This window comes from Escherichia sp. WS1450 (assembly GCF_046487395.1).
Classification (GTDB): domain Bacteria; phylum Pseudomonadota; class Gammaproteobacteria; order Enterobacterales; family Enterobacteriaceae; genus Escherichia; species Escherichia coli.
Map to the genome: position 1 here is coordinate 87,195 of NZ_JBJQJO010000009.1, position 14,239 is coordinate 101,433.

Annotated in this window: 17 protein-coding genes; 9 read left to right on the forward strand and 8 right to left on the reverse strand. The window is 51.0% G+C overall.

Annotated elements, in window-relative coordinates:
• Positions 1–27: 27 nt before the first annotated feature.
• From cmoB to ACJHYR_RS13100, 5 genes are read right to left on the reverse strand one after another with little or no spacing between them, the layout of a single operon-like run.
• The gene (gene cmoB / locus ACJHYR_RS13080; RefSeq protein WP_000564725.1) at positions 28–999 is read right to left on the reverse strand and encodes a tRNA 5-methoxyuridine(34)/uridine 5-oxyacetic acid(34) synthase CmoB; all 972 of its coding nucleotides are present in this window, start codon (positions 997–999) and stop codon (positions 28–30) included.
• Entirely contained in the window at positions 996–1,739 is a 744-nt protein-coding gene (cmoA, locus tag ACJHYR_RS13085; protein WP_000019591.1) for a carboxy-S-adenosyl-L-methionine synthase CmoA, read from the reverse strand. The genes cmoB and cmoA overlap by 4 nt, the downstream gene beginning before the upstream one ends.
• Positions 1,740–1,779: 40 nt before the next feature.
• The gene (locus ACJHYR_RS13090) at positions 1,780–2,175 is read right to left on the reverse strand and encodes an MAPEG family protein (protein WP_000252980.1); all 396 of its coding nucleotides are present in this window, start codon (positions 2,173–2,175) and stop codon (positions 1,780–1,782) included.
• 52 nt (positions 2,176–2,227) lie between these two features.
• Positions 2,228–3,046 carry a DUF72 domain-containing protein gene (locus ACJHYR_RS13095; protein ID WP_000639262.1) on the reverse strand — a complete coding sequence of 273 codons (819 nt, stop codon included), beginning with the start codon at positions 3,044–3,046 and terminating at the stop codon, positions 2,228–2,230.
• Positions 3,043–3,609: a hydrolase gene (locus tag ACJHYR_RS13100; protein WP_000891616.1), complete on the reverse strand. Its 567-nt coding sequence runs from the start codon at positions 3,607–3,609 to the stop codon at positions 3,043–3,045. The genes ACJHYR_RS13095 and ACJHYR_RS13100 overlap by 4 nt, the downstream gene beginning before the upstream one ends.
• Before the next feature lie 309 nt (positions 3,610–3,918).
• On the opposite strand from ACJHYR_RS13100, the gene aspS reads away from it, so the two are divergent.
• From aspS to ruvC, 4 genes are all read left to right on the forward strand, one after another.
• Positions 3,919–5,691, forward strand: coding sequence for an aspartate--tRNA ligase (aspS, locus tag ACJHYR_RS13105; protein WP_001258662.1), 1,773 nt, complete (start codon positions 3,919–3,921; stop codon positions 5,689–5,691).
• Positions 5,692–5,808: 117 nt separating this feature from the next.
• Positions 5,809–6,261, forward strand: coding sequence for a dihydroneopterin triphosphate diphosphatase (gene nudB, locus ACJHYR_RS13110; RefSeq protein ID WP_001308712.1), 453 nt, complete (start codon positions 5,809–5,811; stop codon positions 6,259–6,261).
• A 28-nt stretch (positions 6,262–6,289) separates the two neighbouring features.
• On the forward strand, positions 6,290–7,030 hold the full coding sequence (locus tag ACJHYR_RS13115) for a YebC/PmpR family DNA-binding transcriptional regulator (RefSeq protein WP_000907234.1): 741 nt from the start codon (positions 6,290–6,292) through the stop codon (positions 7,028–7,030).
• Positions 7,031–7,064: 34 nt separating this feature from the next.
• Entirely contained in the window at positions 7,065–7,586 is a 522-nt protein-coding gene (gene ruvC / locus ACJHYR_RS13120) for a crossover junction endodeoxyribonuclease RuvC (protein WP_001295503.1), read from the forward strand.
• A gap of 1 nt (position 7,587) precedes the next feature.
• Here ruvC and ACJHYR_RS13125 read toward each other — a convergent pair whose 3' ends face one another.
• Positions 7,588–8,190: a YebB family permuted papain-like enzyme gene (locus ACJHYR_RS13125; protein ID WP_001024914.1), complete on the reverse strand. Its 603-nt coding sequence runs from the start codon at positions 8,188–8,190 to the stop codon at positions 7,588–7,590.
• A gap of 70 nt (positions 8,191–8,260) precedes the next feature.
• Here ACJHYR_RS13125 and yobI point away from each other — a divergent pair, with 70 nt between their 5' ends.
• The 3 genes from yobI to ruvB all read left to right on the forward strand — a co-directional run bounded on the left by yobI (position 8,261) and on the right by ruvB (position 10,095).
• Complete coding sequence (gene yobI / locus ACJHYR_RS13130) at positions 8,261–8,326, forward strand: stress response small protein YobI (RefSeq protein ID WP_010723105.1); 66 nt, start codon at positions 8,261–8,263, stop codon at positions 8,324–8,326.
• A gap of 138 nt (positions 8,327–8,464) precedes the next feature.
• A complete protein-coding gene (gene ruvA / locus ACJHYR_RS13135) occupies positions 8,465–9,076 on the forward strand; it encodes a Holliday junction branch migration protein RuvA (protein WP_000580323.1) in 612 nt (203 codons plus the stop codon).
• Between the two features lie 8 nt (positions 9,077–9,084).
• Complete coding sequence (ruvB, locus tag ACJHYR_RS13140) at positions 9,085–10,095, forward strand: Holliday junction branch migration DNA helicase RuvB (RefSeq protein WP_000568522.1); 1,011 nt, start codon at positions 9,085–9,087, stop codon at positions 10,093–10,095.
• Positions 10,096–10,246: 151 nt separating this feature from the next.
• Here ruvB and znuB read toward each other — a convergent pair whose 3' ends face one another.
• Entirely contained in the window at positions 10,247–11,032 is a 786-nt protein-coding gene (gene znuB, locus ACJHYR_RS13145; protein ID WP_000571478.1) for a zinc ABC transporter permease subunit ZnuB, read from the reverse strand.
• Positions 11,029–11,784, reverse strand: a complete 756-nt coding sequence (gene znuC / locus ACJHYR_RS13150) for a zinc ABC transporter ATP-binding protein ZnuC (RefSeq protein WP_000202996.1) — start codon at positions 11,782–11,784, stop codon at positions 11,029–11,031. The genes znuB and znuC overlap by 4 nt, the downstream gene beginning before the upstream one ends.
• A gap of 78 nt (positions 11,785–11,862) precedes the next feature.
• On the opposite strand from znuC, the gene znuA reads away from it, so the two are divergent.
• A complete protein-coding gene (gene znuA, locus ACJHYR_RS13155; protein ID WP_024180309.1) occupies positions 11,863–12,795 on the forward strand; it encodes a zinc ABC transporter substrate-binding protein ZnuA in 933 nt (310 codons plus the stop codon).
• 15 nt (positions 12,796–12,810) lie between these two features.
• Positions 12,811–14,133, forward strand: a complete 1,323-nt coding sequence (gene mepM, locus ACJHYR_RS13160; RefSeq protein ID WP_001184045.1) for a murein DD-endopeptidase MepM — start codon at positions 12,811–12,813, stop codon at positions 14,131–14,133.
• Positions 14,134–14,239 lie beyond the last annotated feature (106 nt).

Genomic DNA, 14,239 nt, shown 5'->3' on the forward strand with positions numbered 1-14,239 from the left:
AAAGCGCCCGGAAACGGGCGCTAATCTTTACGGCTTGCGCGCAATCAGCACCGCGCGTTTAGGCGCAGGATAACCTTCCACCGTTTTACCCGGATCATGTGGGTCGAGGAAATCGGCCAGCGATTCAGTAACCATCCATTCGGTGCGTCGCTGTTCTTCTGTGGTGGTAACGCTCACATCCGCAATGCGAATATCAACAAAACCACACTTCTTCAGCCAGTTTTTCAGCGCCAGCGCGGAAGGGATGAAATAGACATTACGCATTTGCGCGTAACGATCGCCCGGCACCAGCACCGTGTTCTCATCGCCATCAATAACCAGCGTTTCAAGCACCAGTTCACCTTCATTGACCAGTTGATCTTTCAACTGCCAGAGATGCTCCAGCGGTGAACGACGATGATAAAGCACGCCCATCGAAAAGACGGTATCAAAGGCTTTCAGTGCCGGAAGTTGTTCAATGCCTAACGGCAGCAGATGCGCACGTTGATCGTTACCTAACAATTTACGCACTGCTTCAAACTGGCACAGAAACAGTTGCGTAGGGTCGATACCCACCGCCAGATGCGCCCCTGCGCCAATCATGCGCCACATGTGATAACCGCTGCCACAGCCGACATCAAGAATGGTGCGCCCGGTTAAATCAGAAAGATGGGGCAGAACGCGATCCCATTTCCAGTCGGAACGCCATTCGGTATCGATGTTGACGCCATACAGTGAGAACGGCCCTTTGCGCCACGGCATCAGGTTGCGCATCAGCGTTTCAATGCGTTTAATTTGCCCGGCGCTCAGTGGCTCTTCGCTTTCGGCGGTTACGCTATGCAATAAATCCAGACGATACGGTTTAATTTCAGGCAGAAATTCCACCGCGTTGGACCACTGCTTAAACAGCCCGTGCTGTTGCTCGCGCTGCCAGTTAGCAATCTGCGCGGGCAGCGTTTCCAGCCAGTGTGAAAGATGATTTTTGGCAATCAGAGAATAAAAGTTACCAAAGTCGATCATGCAGCGTCCTCTGCTTTTAATGCCACCAGGGAACCAAAGTTAAAGCACTGGAACCACAGCTCGCTATGCTCAAAACCAGCTTGATGCAGGCGTGCTTTATGGGTTTCCACAGAATCGGTTAGCATCACGTTTTCCAGCATGCTGCGCTTCTGGCTGATCTCCAGTTCGCTGTAACCGTTAGCACGTTTAAAGTCGTGGTGCATGTTGAACAGCAATTCACCAACTTTGGCATCTTCGAAACTGAATTTTTCCGAAAGCACCAGCGCACCGCCCGGGTTCAGCCCTTGATAAATTTTATCCAGTAACGCCTGACGCTCGGAAGGTTCCAGGAATTGCAGGGTAAAATTCAGCACCACCATCGATGCGTTTTCAATGGCGATATCGCGAATATCACCTTCAATAACGTCTACTGGCGTAGGGGCTTTATAGGCGTCAATATGACGACGGCAGCGTTCAATCATCGCCGGAGAGTTGTCGATGGCAATAATTTTGCAATTATCATGATGAATGTTGCGACGCACCGAGAGCGTCGCCGCGCCCAGAGAACAACCCAGATCGTAAACCTGCGTACCAGGTTGAACGAAGCGCTCGGCTAACATACCAATCATGGAAATAATATTGGAATAGCCGGGAACGGAACGCTGGATCATATCCGGGAAGACTTCAGCTACCCGTTCATCAAAGGTCCAGTCGCCCAGTCTGGCGATAGGGGCAGAAAATAGCGTGTCGCGGTGAGACATAACGTAAAAATCCGGGAAAAAGAAAGTGGCGTATTGTGCGCTAACGCAGGGAGAAAACCAACTCCCAGGGCATATACCAAAGATTCGCCAGCACCATCAGCAACAGCGCACACCAGGTGGCGCTCATGCCGGAACGTCGCCAGCGGAACAGACGGTGATGAAAACCGTAATAATGCATCAGACGACCAGCAAGCAAAACGATGCCGCAAATATGCACCATCCAGGTTTCTGCGCCATTCATTTCCATAAACAGCATCAACACAATCGCGATGGGAATATATTCCACCGCGTTACCATGAATGCGAATAGCGCTTTGCAGTTCGCTAAAACCGCCGTCGCCATAGGCAACGCGGTACTGCATTCGCAGGCGAACGACATCAAAAGAGAACTTCATTAATAACAACGCACTTAAAACGGCATACAGCGCGCTTACCATACAAACTCCCTTTAAAATGGCCGATGGCACCTGTCTATGATAGGTGGCAAATTCAGAAAAGAGAAGATTGCTGTGGAATAGCCGGAACTGCTCCGATCTCTGGAAGCGTTTTACGTAAGTCTTCCCACAGGATATGTACCAGTTCCGGGGCCTGGGCAATATCTGGCGTATGTAAAAAAAGATAAGGCGTAGTGGTCTGATGCCACTGCGCTAATTTTTGTAACCAGACCTGAAATAATTCCCGGTTTTGCGTCATATCATCACTACCGATAAAACGGATCAGCGGATTTGTCGCCGTCAGTACAGCATGTACCGGAACTTTAGGTTTTTTTCGTTGAGCGTCGCGAATAGCTTCACTGTGTGGACGTGCTGCATGAACCGGGCGGCTGTCTAAAATCACCCGATTAACGCCGCGCTGATGTAAACCGCGATTAAGCGTTTGTTCCTCTTCCCCTTTGGCGAAAAACTGTGGATGGCGGACTTCCACACCATAATTAAATTCGCCGGGAAGAGAATCGAGAAAATGCCAAAGCGCAGGCAGATCCCGTGGACCAAATGTGGCAGGCAGTTGCAGCCAGTATTGCCCAATGCGCGGCGCTAACGGTGACATGCGGGTCAAAAATTCAGTCACTAAATCATCGCAATGCCGTAATGCTGCCTGATGCGAAATGGTCGCCGGAAACTTAAAACAGAAGCGGAAGTCATCTGTGGTCTGCTCACGCCAGCGCAGGACAACCTCGGGTTTGGGCAGGGCGTATAGCGTGGTGTTGCCCTCCACACAGTTAAAGTGGCGGGCATACTCTTCAAGGCTGGTGATCCCCAACCGCACCCATTTAGGATGCGACCATTGCGGCAGACCGATGTAAATCATAATGCGTTGAGGATCTCTTCCACACTGCGCACACGGGCGATGCGTGGGTAGATATGGTTGATGCTGTTATTGTGCTGCTCGGCGCTGGCGGCGCTGCAGGCGTCTTCGGCAATCACCAGATTAAAACCGAGTTCCCAGGCATTGCGGGCGGTGGATTCAACACCGATATTGGTCGAGATCCCACATAAAACAATGGTATCGATATCCCGGCGGCGTAATTGCAACTCCAGATCCGTACCGTAAAACGCACCCCATTGACGTTTGATGATTTCGATATCGCTGTCGGTTGCACCTAATGCAGCAGGATGTTGCCACCAGTTTTCGGGTAACACTTTAGCGGGGGAAGGGGCATCAACCGGCTGTTTTAATGCTTCGGCGTAATCGGCAGACCAGCCAACGCGCACCAGAAACACGGGCTGACCGCTGGCGCGAAATTTTGCCGCCAGCTTCCCGGCGCGATTAACCACCTCATCGGCAGTATGTGGACCACCGGCAAAAGGTAAGATGCCTTCTTGTAAATCGATCACCACCAGCGCAGTGGTTTTAGCATTAAGTTCAAGCATGCTGACTCCTGACAAAACAAAATCGTGCCTCACACCTTAATGCGATTAGCCGATGGCGGAACGACAAATTTTGTTAATTTTTATGAGTTCGGGCAACACCTTTATAGCAAACTGGCGTAGAGTCTGATTTCAGGCCCGATATAAAGTGGTAACGAGGTGTTCCAGCGCGGGCCAGGCTCTTACGGTGCGGCAGAATTTCCAGTATAATAGCCGCCTTTTTTCATTCAGTTGTGACATACAGCTAACGCTGCGACTTGGTCACCTGCGCAGCAGGGGGCATCCGCCGGCAGCTAAGTTAAGGGATATCTCATGCGTACAGAATATTGTGGACAGCTCCGTTTGTCCCACGTGGGGCAGCAGGTGACTCTGTGTGGTTGGGTCAACCGTCGTCGTGATCTTGGTAGCCTGATCTTCATCGATATGCGCGACCGCGAAGGTATCGTGCAGGTATTTTTCGATCCGGATCGTGCGGACGCGTTAAAGCTGGCCTCTGAACTGCGTAATGAGTTCTGCATTCAGGTCACGGGCACCGTACGTGCGCGTGACGAAAAAAATATTAACCGCGATATGGCGACCGGCGAAATTGAAGTGCTGGCGTCCTCGCTGACTATCATCAACCGCGCAGATGTTCTGCCGCTTGACTCTAACCACGTCAACACCGAAGAAGCGCGTCTGAAATACCGCTACCTCGACCTGCGTCGCCCGGAAATGGCTCAGCGCCTGAAAACCCGCGCTAAAATCACCAGCCTGGTGCGCCGTTTTATGGATGACCACGGCTTCCTCGACATCGAAACTCCGATGCTGACCAAAGCCACGCCGGAAGGCGCGCGAGACTACCTGGTGCCTTCTCGTGTGCACAAAGGTAAATTCTACGCACTGCCGCAATCCCCACAGTTGTTCAAACAGCTGCTGATGATGTCCGGTTTTGACCGTTACTATCAGATCGTTAAATGCTTCCGTGACGAAGACCTGCGCGCTGATCGTCAGCCTGAATTTACTCAGATCGATGTGGAAACTTCTTTCATGACCGCCCCGCAAGTGCGTGAAGTGATGGAAGCGCTGGTGCGTCATCTGTGGCTGGAAGTGAAGGGCGTGGATCTGGGTGATTTCCCGGTAATGACCTTTGCAGAAGCAGAACGCCGTTATGGTTCTGATAAACCGGATCTGCGTAACCCGATGGAACTGACCGACGTTGCCGATCTGCTGAAATCCGTTGAATTTGCAGTATTTGCAGGTCCGGCGAACGATCCGAAGGGTCGCGTAGCGGCTCTGCGCGTTCCGGGCGGCGCATCGCTGACCCGTAAGCAGATCGACGAATACGGTAACTTCGTTAAAATCTACGGCGCGAAAGGTCTGGCTTACATCAAAGTTAACGAACGCGCGAAAGGTCTGGAAGGTATCAACAGCCCGGTAGCGAAGTTCCTTAATGCAGAAATCATCGAAGCCATCCTGGATCGTACTGCCGCGCAAGATGGCGATATGATTTTCTTCGGTGCCGACAACAAGAAAATTGTTGCCGACGCGATGGGCGCACTGCGCCTGAAAGTGGGTAAAGACCTTGGTCTGACCGACGAAAGCAAATGGGCACCGCTGTGGGTTATCGATTTCCCGATGTTTGAAGACGACGGTGAAGGCGGCCTGACGGCAATGCACCATCCGTTCACCTCACCAAAAGACATGACTGCTGCAGAACTGAAAGCTGCACCAGAAAATGCGGTGGCGAACGCTTACGATATGGTCATCAATGGTTACGAAGTGGGCGGTGGTTCTGTGCGTATCCATAATGGTGATATGCAGCAGACGGTGTTTGGTATTCTGGGTATCAACGAAGAGGAACAGCGCGAGAAATTCGGCTTCCTGCTCGACGCCCTGAAATACGGTACTCCGCCGCACGCAGGTCTGGCATTCGGTCTTGACCGTCTGACGATGCTGCTGACCGGCACCGACAATATCCGTGACGTTATCGCCTTCCCGAAAACCACGGCGGCAGCGTGTCTGATGACTGAAGCACCGAGCTTTGCTAACCCGACTGCACTGGCTGAGCTGAGCATTCAGGTTGTGAAGAAGGCAGAGAATAACTGATATGACTCAAATACACGAAATCATTCGCGTTGCATCGAGGCGGCAACTGAGTGAACTCCCATGAGCATAGATAACTATGTGAATGGGATGAGCGAAGGCAGTCAACGAAGAGGCAGCGTGAAGGATAAAGTGTATAAGCGTCCCGTTTCGATCTTAGTGGTCATCTATGCACAAGATACGAAACGGGTGCTGATGTTGCAGCGGCGTGACGATCCCGATTTCTGGCAGTCGGTAACCGGCAGCGTGGAAGAGGGTGAAACCGCGCCGCAAGCTGCCATGCGCGAAGTAAAGGAAGAGGTCACCATCGATGTTGTCGCTGAACAACTGACCTTAATTGACTGTCAGCGCACGGTAGAATTTGAAATTTTTTCACATTTACGTCATCGCTATGCGCCGGGCGTGACGCGTAATACGGAATCATGGTTCTGTCTTGCGCTCCCGCACGAACGCCAGGTCGTCTTCACTGAACATCTGGCCTACAAGTGGCTTGATGCGCCTGCTGCGGCGGCGCTCACTAAGTCCTGGAGCAACCGGCAGGCGATTGAACAGTTTGTAATTAACGCTGCCTGAACAGGCAGGGCTATCTGGAGATATTTTTATGGCAGGTCATAGTAAATGGGCCAACACCAGACATCGTAAAGCTGCGCAGGATGCTAAGCGCGGTAAAATCTTCACTAAAATCATTCGTGAGCTGGTAACCGCGGCTAAGCTGGGCGGTGGTGACCCGGACGCTAACCCGCGTCTGCGTGCAGCAATTGATAAAGCATTGTCTAACAACATGACCCGTGACACTCTGAACCGCGCAATTGCACGTGGTGTGGGCGGTGATGATGATGCAAACATGGAAACCATCATCTACGAAGGTTACGGTCCTGGCGGCACGGCAATCATGATTGAATGTCTGTCTGACAACCGCAACCGTACCGTTGCTGAAGTGCGTCATGCATTCAGTAAATGTGGCGGTAACCTCGGTACTGATGGTTCCGTAGCTTATCTGTTCAGCAAAAAAGGCGTGATCTCCTTCGAGAAAGGCGATGAAGACACCATCATGGAAGCAGCACTGGAAGCAGGTGCTGAAGACGTTGTGACCTATGATGACGGCGCGATTGACGTCTACACTGCATGGGAAGAAATGGGTAAAGTGCGCGACGCTCTGGAAGCGGCAGGTCTGAAAGCAGACAGCGCGGAAGTTTCCATGATCCCGTCCACCAAAGCTGATATGGATGCAGAAACCGCACCGAAACTGATGCGTCTGATCGATATGCTGGAAGATTGCGACGACGTGCAGGAAGTCTACCATAACGGTGAAATCTCTGATGAGGTTGCAGCGACTCTCTGATGGGGCCTGCTAAACAGCAAAACGGAGACGCGTGATGGCTATTATTCTCGGCATTGACCCGGGTTCGCGCGTGACCGGCTATGGCGTCATCCGCCAGGTAGGCAGGCAATTGTCCTACCTGGGTAGCGGATGCATACGCACCAAAGTGGATGATTTACCGTCTCGTCTGAAGCTCATCTATGCGGGCGTGACGGAAATCATTACCCAGTTCCAGCCTGATTATTTCGCCATTGAACAAGTCTTTATGGCGAAGAACGCTGACTCAGCCCTGAAACTGGGTCAGGCGCGCGGCGTGGCGATTGTGGCAGCGGTGAATCAGGAATTGCCGGTATTTGAATATGCGGCACGTCAGGTAAAGCAAACGGTGGTAGGTATTGGTAGTGCCGAAAAAAGCCAGGTGCAGCATATGGTCCGCACCTTGCTGAAACTGCCCGCTAACCCGCAGGCGGACGCCGCCGATGCGTTAGCTATCGCGATTACCCACTGCCACGTCAGTCAGAATGCGATGCAGATGAGCGAATCGCGGCTGAACCTGGCGAGAGGGCGACTGCGTTAAGTTATACCGCCTCGGTCAGTTCCGGCTGAGGCGTTTCCACTCCCTCCGCATGAATCAACACCAAATGCGGATGATGCCACAAACTGGCTGGCGTGACGGTTTTACGCTCCCACGGAATAGAACCCAGGAACCAGAATTTCCAGAAAGTGAGTTTTGCATTTGGATTGCTGTTTAACAGTTCTCCAAACGTCTCTATTTCACCCACCGGAATACATAGTGCCTCTTTATAAATATCAAAGACAAATTTTGAACAGAACTGGCGCGAAGATTCGTATTTAAAACCGGTGTGGTAAAGTTTTCGTAGCCGAGAGGGAACCTGTTCAACAATTCGTTGTTTTTGTTGTTCTGTTAGCCCGGCGTCTAATCGCTTTATAGCATAGCGTTGATTAGCAGAGCGTTTAATAAAACGGGATAGCGTAGTGATGGTTGAGAGGGGAACACGGCTTTCTGCAACCAGAAAGTCTTCACCGTTATGACCGATAATGATCCCGACGTGATTACTCCAGCAATTTGATGCAGCTGATATTTGGCCAAATAAGGCAGCACCTATACATGTAAAGACGATATCACCAATTTCATATTCAGCAGGGTAATTAATATTCATGTTGTCATTCCATTGAAATAGATATAAATATACGTAATAGCATAAAAAATTTATTTTTTCAGGAGGCGCAATGTATATTTTTATTACGCATTTCTTCACTGAATATGTAATATTAAAATATTTGCTTCCAATATAACCTGTAGAATAAATTATACTGTGCCATTTTTCAGTTCATCGAGACACCTCGCAAGTTTTCTTCATCCTTCGCTGGATATCTATCCAGCATTTTTTTATCATACAGCATTATCTTTGATTCATTACGCAGGAGCGTCATGTGATAGGCAGACTCAGAGGCATCATCATTGAAAAACAACCCCCGCTGGTGTTAATTGAAGTGGGCGGCGTAGGCTATGAAGTGCATATGCCGATGACCTGTTTTTATGAACTCCCTGAAGCGGGTCAGGAAGCGATCGTTTTCACCCACTTTGTGGTGCGTGAAGACGCGCAATTGCTGTACGGTTTTAACAATAAACAAGAGCGCACGTTGTTCAAAGAGTTGATCAAAACCAACGGCGTCGGCCCGAAGTTGGCGCTGGCGATCCTCTCCGGAATGTCAGCGCAGCAGTTCGTTAATGCCGTTGAGCGTGAAGAAGTGGGGGCGCTGGTGAAACTGCCGGGTATTGGCAAAAAAACCGCCGAACGCTTGATTGTTGAAATGAAAGACCGATTTAAAGGTTTGCATGGCGATCTCTTTACGCCAGCCGCCGACCTGGTACTCACGTCTCCTGCCAGCCCGGCGACCGACGATGCTGAACAGGAAGCGGTTGCTGCGCTGGTGGCGCTGGGCTATAAACCACAAGAAGCAAGCCGCATGGTGAGCAAAATCGCTCGCCCTGACGCCAGCAGTGAAACATTAATTCGCGAAGCCCTACGCGCCGCGTTATGAGGTAAAGGATGATTGAAGCAGACCGTCTGATTTCTGCCGGTACCACTTTGCCGGAAGATGTGGCAGATCGCGCCATTCGCCCTAAATTACTGGAAGAGTATGTTGGTCAGCCGCAGGTTCGTTCACAGATGGAGATTTTCATCAAAGCAGCGAAACTGCGCGGCGATGCCCTCGATCATCTGTTGATTTTTGGTCCTCCGGGTTTAGGTAAAACTACGCTTGCTAACATTGTCGCCAATGAAATGGGCGTTAATTTACGTACGACTTCTGGTCCGGTGCTGGAAAAGGCGGGCGATCTGGCAGCGATGCTCACTAACCTTGAACCGCATGACGTGTTGTTTATTGATGAGATCCACCGTCTTTCGCCAGTGGTGGAAGAGGTGTTGTATCCGGCAATGGAAGACTACCAACTGGATATCATGATTGGTGAAGGTCCGGCGGCACGCTCCATTAAAATTGATTTGCCGCCGTTTACCCTGATTGGTGCAACCACGCGCGCAGGTTCGCTGACATCACCGTTGCGCGATCGTTTTGGTATTGTGCAGCGTCTGGAGTTTTATCAGGTGCCGGATCTGCAATATATCGTCAGTCGCAGCGCACGCTTTATGGGGCTTGAGATGAGTGATGACGGCGCGCTGGAAGTTGCTCGTCGCGCTCGCGGTACGCCACGTATTGCCAACCGTCTGCTGCGTCGAGTGCGTGATTTCGCCGAAGTGAAGCACGATGGCACCATCTCGGCTGATATCGCTGCTCAGGCGCTGGATATGCTGAATGTCGATGCCGAAGGTTTCGATTATATGGACCGCAAATTGTTGCTGGCGGTAATCGATAAGTTCTTTGGTGGGCCGGTAGGCCTGGATAACCTGGCGGCTGCCATTGGCGAAGAACGTGAAACCATTGAGGATGTGCTGGAACCTTATTTGATTCAGCAAGGCTTTTTGCAGCGTACACCGCGCGGGCGTATGGCGACAGTGCGGGCGTGGAACCACTTCGGCATCACGCCGCCAGAAATGCCGTAAGTCGGATCGGTCGCTCGCGGCGCATCCGACACTGGCAGTGTTGCCTGATGCGCCGCCGTTCATTCGCGTCTTATCAGGCCTACCAGAGATAGCGAACAGTGGGTCGGATAAGGCGCTCGCGCCGCATCCGACAAATGTGTTCAGCGACAGATTAGCTGGCCTGCTTTTTCATCATACTGATAATAAATAACAGTGCCGCACATAGCACTACCGACGGACCCGCCGGCGTATCGTAAAATGCGGAAAAGGTTAAACCGCCAGTTACTGCCACCATTCCCACCAAAACAGCGACACCGGCCATCTGTTCCGGCGTGCGGGCAAAGCGACGCGCTGTAGCTGCAGGAATAATCAGCAGCGAAGTAATAATCAACGCGCCGACAAATTTCATCGCTACACCAATCGTCAATGCCGTCACCAGCATCAACAACAATTTCACGCGCTGTAATTTCACACCATCAACAAACGCCAGATCCGGGCTAATCGTCATCGACAGCAAATTGCGCCATTGCCAGAACAAAATCGCCACCACGATGACCACGCCAATCGCAATAGAGATGAGATCTTCTGGCGTCACTGCCAGCAAATCACCGAACAGGTAAGCCATCAAATCAACACGAATATTAGACATCAGACTAACGACCACCAGGCCCAGCGACAGGGCACTGTGCGCCATAATTCCTAATAATGTGTCGATCGCCAGCTGTGGACGCTTCTCCAGCCATACCAGACCGCCCGCCAGCAGCAGCGTAACGGCAATCACCGCATAGAATGGATTCACGTCCAGCAACAAACCAAACGCGACGCCAAGTAATGAGGCATGAGCCAGCGTATCACCGAAATAAGACATACGACGCCAGACTACAAACGAACCCAGCGGACCCGCGGCACAGGCGAGCATGATCCCGGCTAACCAACCGGGAAATAATAATTCAATCATGAGCGATCATTTCCCCGACGCAAAACAATTCGTCCCTGTAAATCGTGACGATGATTATGATGATGGCGATAGATACCCAGTTGTTCAGCACCACGAGGACCAAACATTGAAATAAACTCCGGATGCAGGGAAACAACTTCCGGTGTACCGGAACAACAAATGTGGTGATTCAGGCAAAGCACTTCATCGGTTTTTGCCATTACCAGATGCAGATCGTGAGAGACCATTAAAACGCCACAATCCAGTTCGCGACGCAACTGGTCAATAAGGTCATATAACGCCACCTGACCATTCACATCCACGCCCTGAGTGGGTTCATCCAGCACTAATAATTGCGGTCGATTTAACAATGCTCGCGCTAACAATACACGCTGTGTTTCGCCACCCGAGAGCTTTTGCATCGGTGCGTTAATCAGATGCCCGGCCTGGACACGTTTCAGTGCAGGCAAAATATCTTCTTTATGTGTGCCAGGGCGTAAGCGTAAAAAACGGTTTACGGTCAGTGGCAACGTGGTGTCGAGATACAGCTTCTGCGGTACATAGCCGATGCGCAGTTTTCCGTTGCGCTTGATAACCCCTTCATCGGGTGTTACCAGCCCGAGCACTACCCGTACCAGTGTCGACTTACCTGCGCCATTTGGCCCAAGTAAAGTCAAAATTTTTCCAGGTTTAAGTTCCAGCGACACATCAGAGAGGACGCGGCGTTGGCCAAAAGAAACCGAGACATTTTCCAGGGAAACCAGACTTGTCATGTTAATTTTAGTCTTGCAGTAGTCATGAAATGTTATAATATCACACTTCCCATATTCATTACGATGATTGGTCGCATTATGTTACATAAAAAAACGCTTCTTTTCGCAGCATTATCCGCCGCTCTCTGGGGCGGTGCAACACAGGCCGCAGATGCTGCCGTTGTCGCTTCGCTTAAACCCGTTGGGTTCATCGCTTCTGCCATTGCTGATGGGGTAACAGAAACAGAGGTTTTACTACCTGACGGCGCTTCAGAACATGATTATTCACTGCGTCCATCAGATGTAAAACGCTTACAGAACGCGGACTTAGTCGTTTGGGTTGGCCCGGAGATGGAAGCGTTCATGCAAAAACCGGTAAGTAAATTACCAGAAGCGAAACAGGTAACGATTGCGCAGCTAGAAGATGTGAAACCGCTGCTGATGAAAAGTATTCACGGCGATGATGATGATCACGACCACGCGGAAAAAAGTGACGAAGATCACCATCACGGCGATTTCAACATGCATCTTTGGCTTTCCCCAGAGATAGCGCGGGCTACAGCGGTTGCAATCCATGGAAAATTAGTGGAACTTATGCCGCAAAGTCGAGCCAAACTTGACGCCAACCTGAAGGATTTTGAGGCACAATTAGCCTCAACCGAAAAGCAGGTTGGTAACGAGCTCGCGCCGCTCAAGGGGAAAGGTTATTTCGTTTTTCACGATGCTTACGGCTATTTCGAAAAACAGTTCGGACTGACACCGCTTGGTCATTTTACCGTTAACCCTGAGATTCAACCTGGCGCGCAGCGTTTACATGAAATAAGAACACAGTTGGTTGAGCAAAAAGCAACCTGCGTTTTTGCTGAGCCACAGTTCAGGCCAGCGGTCGTTGAGAGCGTCGCACGAGGGACATCCGTTCGTATGGGAACGTTGGATCCCCTGGGGACGAATATCAAACTGGGTAAAACAAGCTATTCAGAATTCCTGAATCAATTAGCCAACCAGTATGCGAGCTGCCTGAAAGGAGATTAATGAGGAAGTGATTACGTGCAACAGATAGCCCGCTCTGTCGCCCTGGCGTTTAATAATTTACCGCGACCACACCGCGTTATGTTGGGGTCGCTCACCGTTCTTACTCTGGCCGTCGCTGTCTGGCGGCCCTATGTTTATCACCGCGATGCCACGCCAATTGTCAAAACCATTGAGCTGGAACAGAACGAAATTCGTTCGCTCTTACCTGAAGCCAGTGAGCCGATTGATCAAGCTGCACAAGAAGATGAAGCCATTCCCCAGGATGAACTGGATGACAAAATCGCCGGTGAAGCGGGCGTGCATGAATATGTTGTTTCCACTGGCGATACGCTAAGCAGCATTCTCAATCAGTATGGTATTGATATGGGTGATATCACCCAACTGGCTGCTGCCGACAAAGAATTGCGTAACCTGAAAATCGGTCAACAACTCTCCTGGACATTAACCGCGGACGGCGAACTGCAGCGCCTCACCTGGGAAGTGTCTCGTCGTGAAACCCGAACCTATGACCGTACTGCCGCTAACGGTTTTAAAATGACCAGCGAAATGCAGCAAGGAGAGTGGGTCAACAATCTGCTGAAAGGTACCGTCGGGGGAAGCTTTGTTGCTAGCGCCAGAAACGCCGGTTTAACCAGCGCCGAAGTGAGCGCAGTGATTAAAGCCATGCAGTGGCAAATGGATTTCCGCAAACTGAAAAAAGGCGATGAATTTGCGGTGTTAATGTCACGAGAAATGCTTGATGGTAAACGTGAGCAAAGCCAACTGCTGGGCGTACGTTTGCGTTCAGAAGGTAAAGATTATTACGCAATCCGCGCTGAAGATGGCAAATTCTACGATCGTAACGGTACTGGTCTGGCGAAAGGATTCTTGCGATTCCCGACGGCGAAACAGTTCCGTATCTCGTCTAACTTTAACCCGCGTCGTACTAATCCGGTGACTGGTCGTGTTGCGCCACACAGAGGTGTTGATTTCGCCATGCCACAGGGTACGCCGGTACTTTCAGTGGGTGACGGTGAAGTGGTGGTTGCCAAACGCAGTGGCGCAGCAGGTTATTATGTGGCTATTCGTCATGGTCGCAGCTACACCACGCGTTATATGCACTTGCGCAAGATTCTGGTGAAACCGGGACAGAAGGTGAAACGTGGCGACCGTATCGCGCTTTCCGGTAATACCGGACGTTCAACCGGGCCGCATCTGCACTATGAAGTATGGATAAACCAGCAGGCCGTAAACCCGCTGACGGCAAAACTGCCGCGTACCGAAGGGCTGACCGGCTCCGATCGTCGCGAATTCCTGGCACAGGCCAAAGAGATTGTGCCGCAGCTACGGTTTGATTAATTAACATCCATTCGCAGCCGGTACGCAGTCAGTACCGGCTTTTTTTATTTGGTGCGGGGCAAGTTGCGCCGCTACACTATCACCAGATTGATTTTTGCCTTATCCG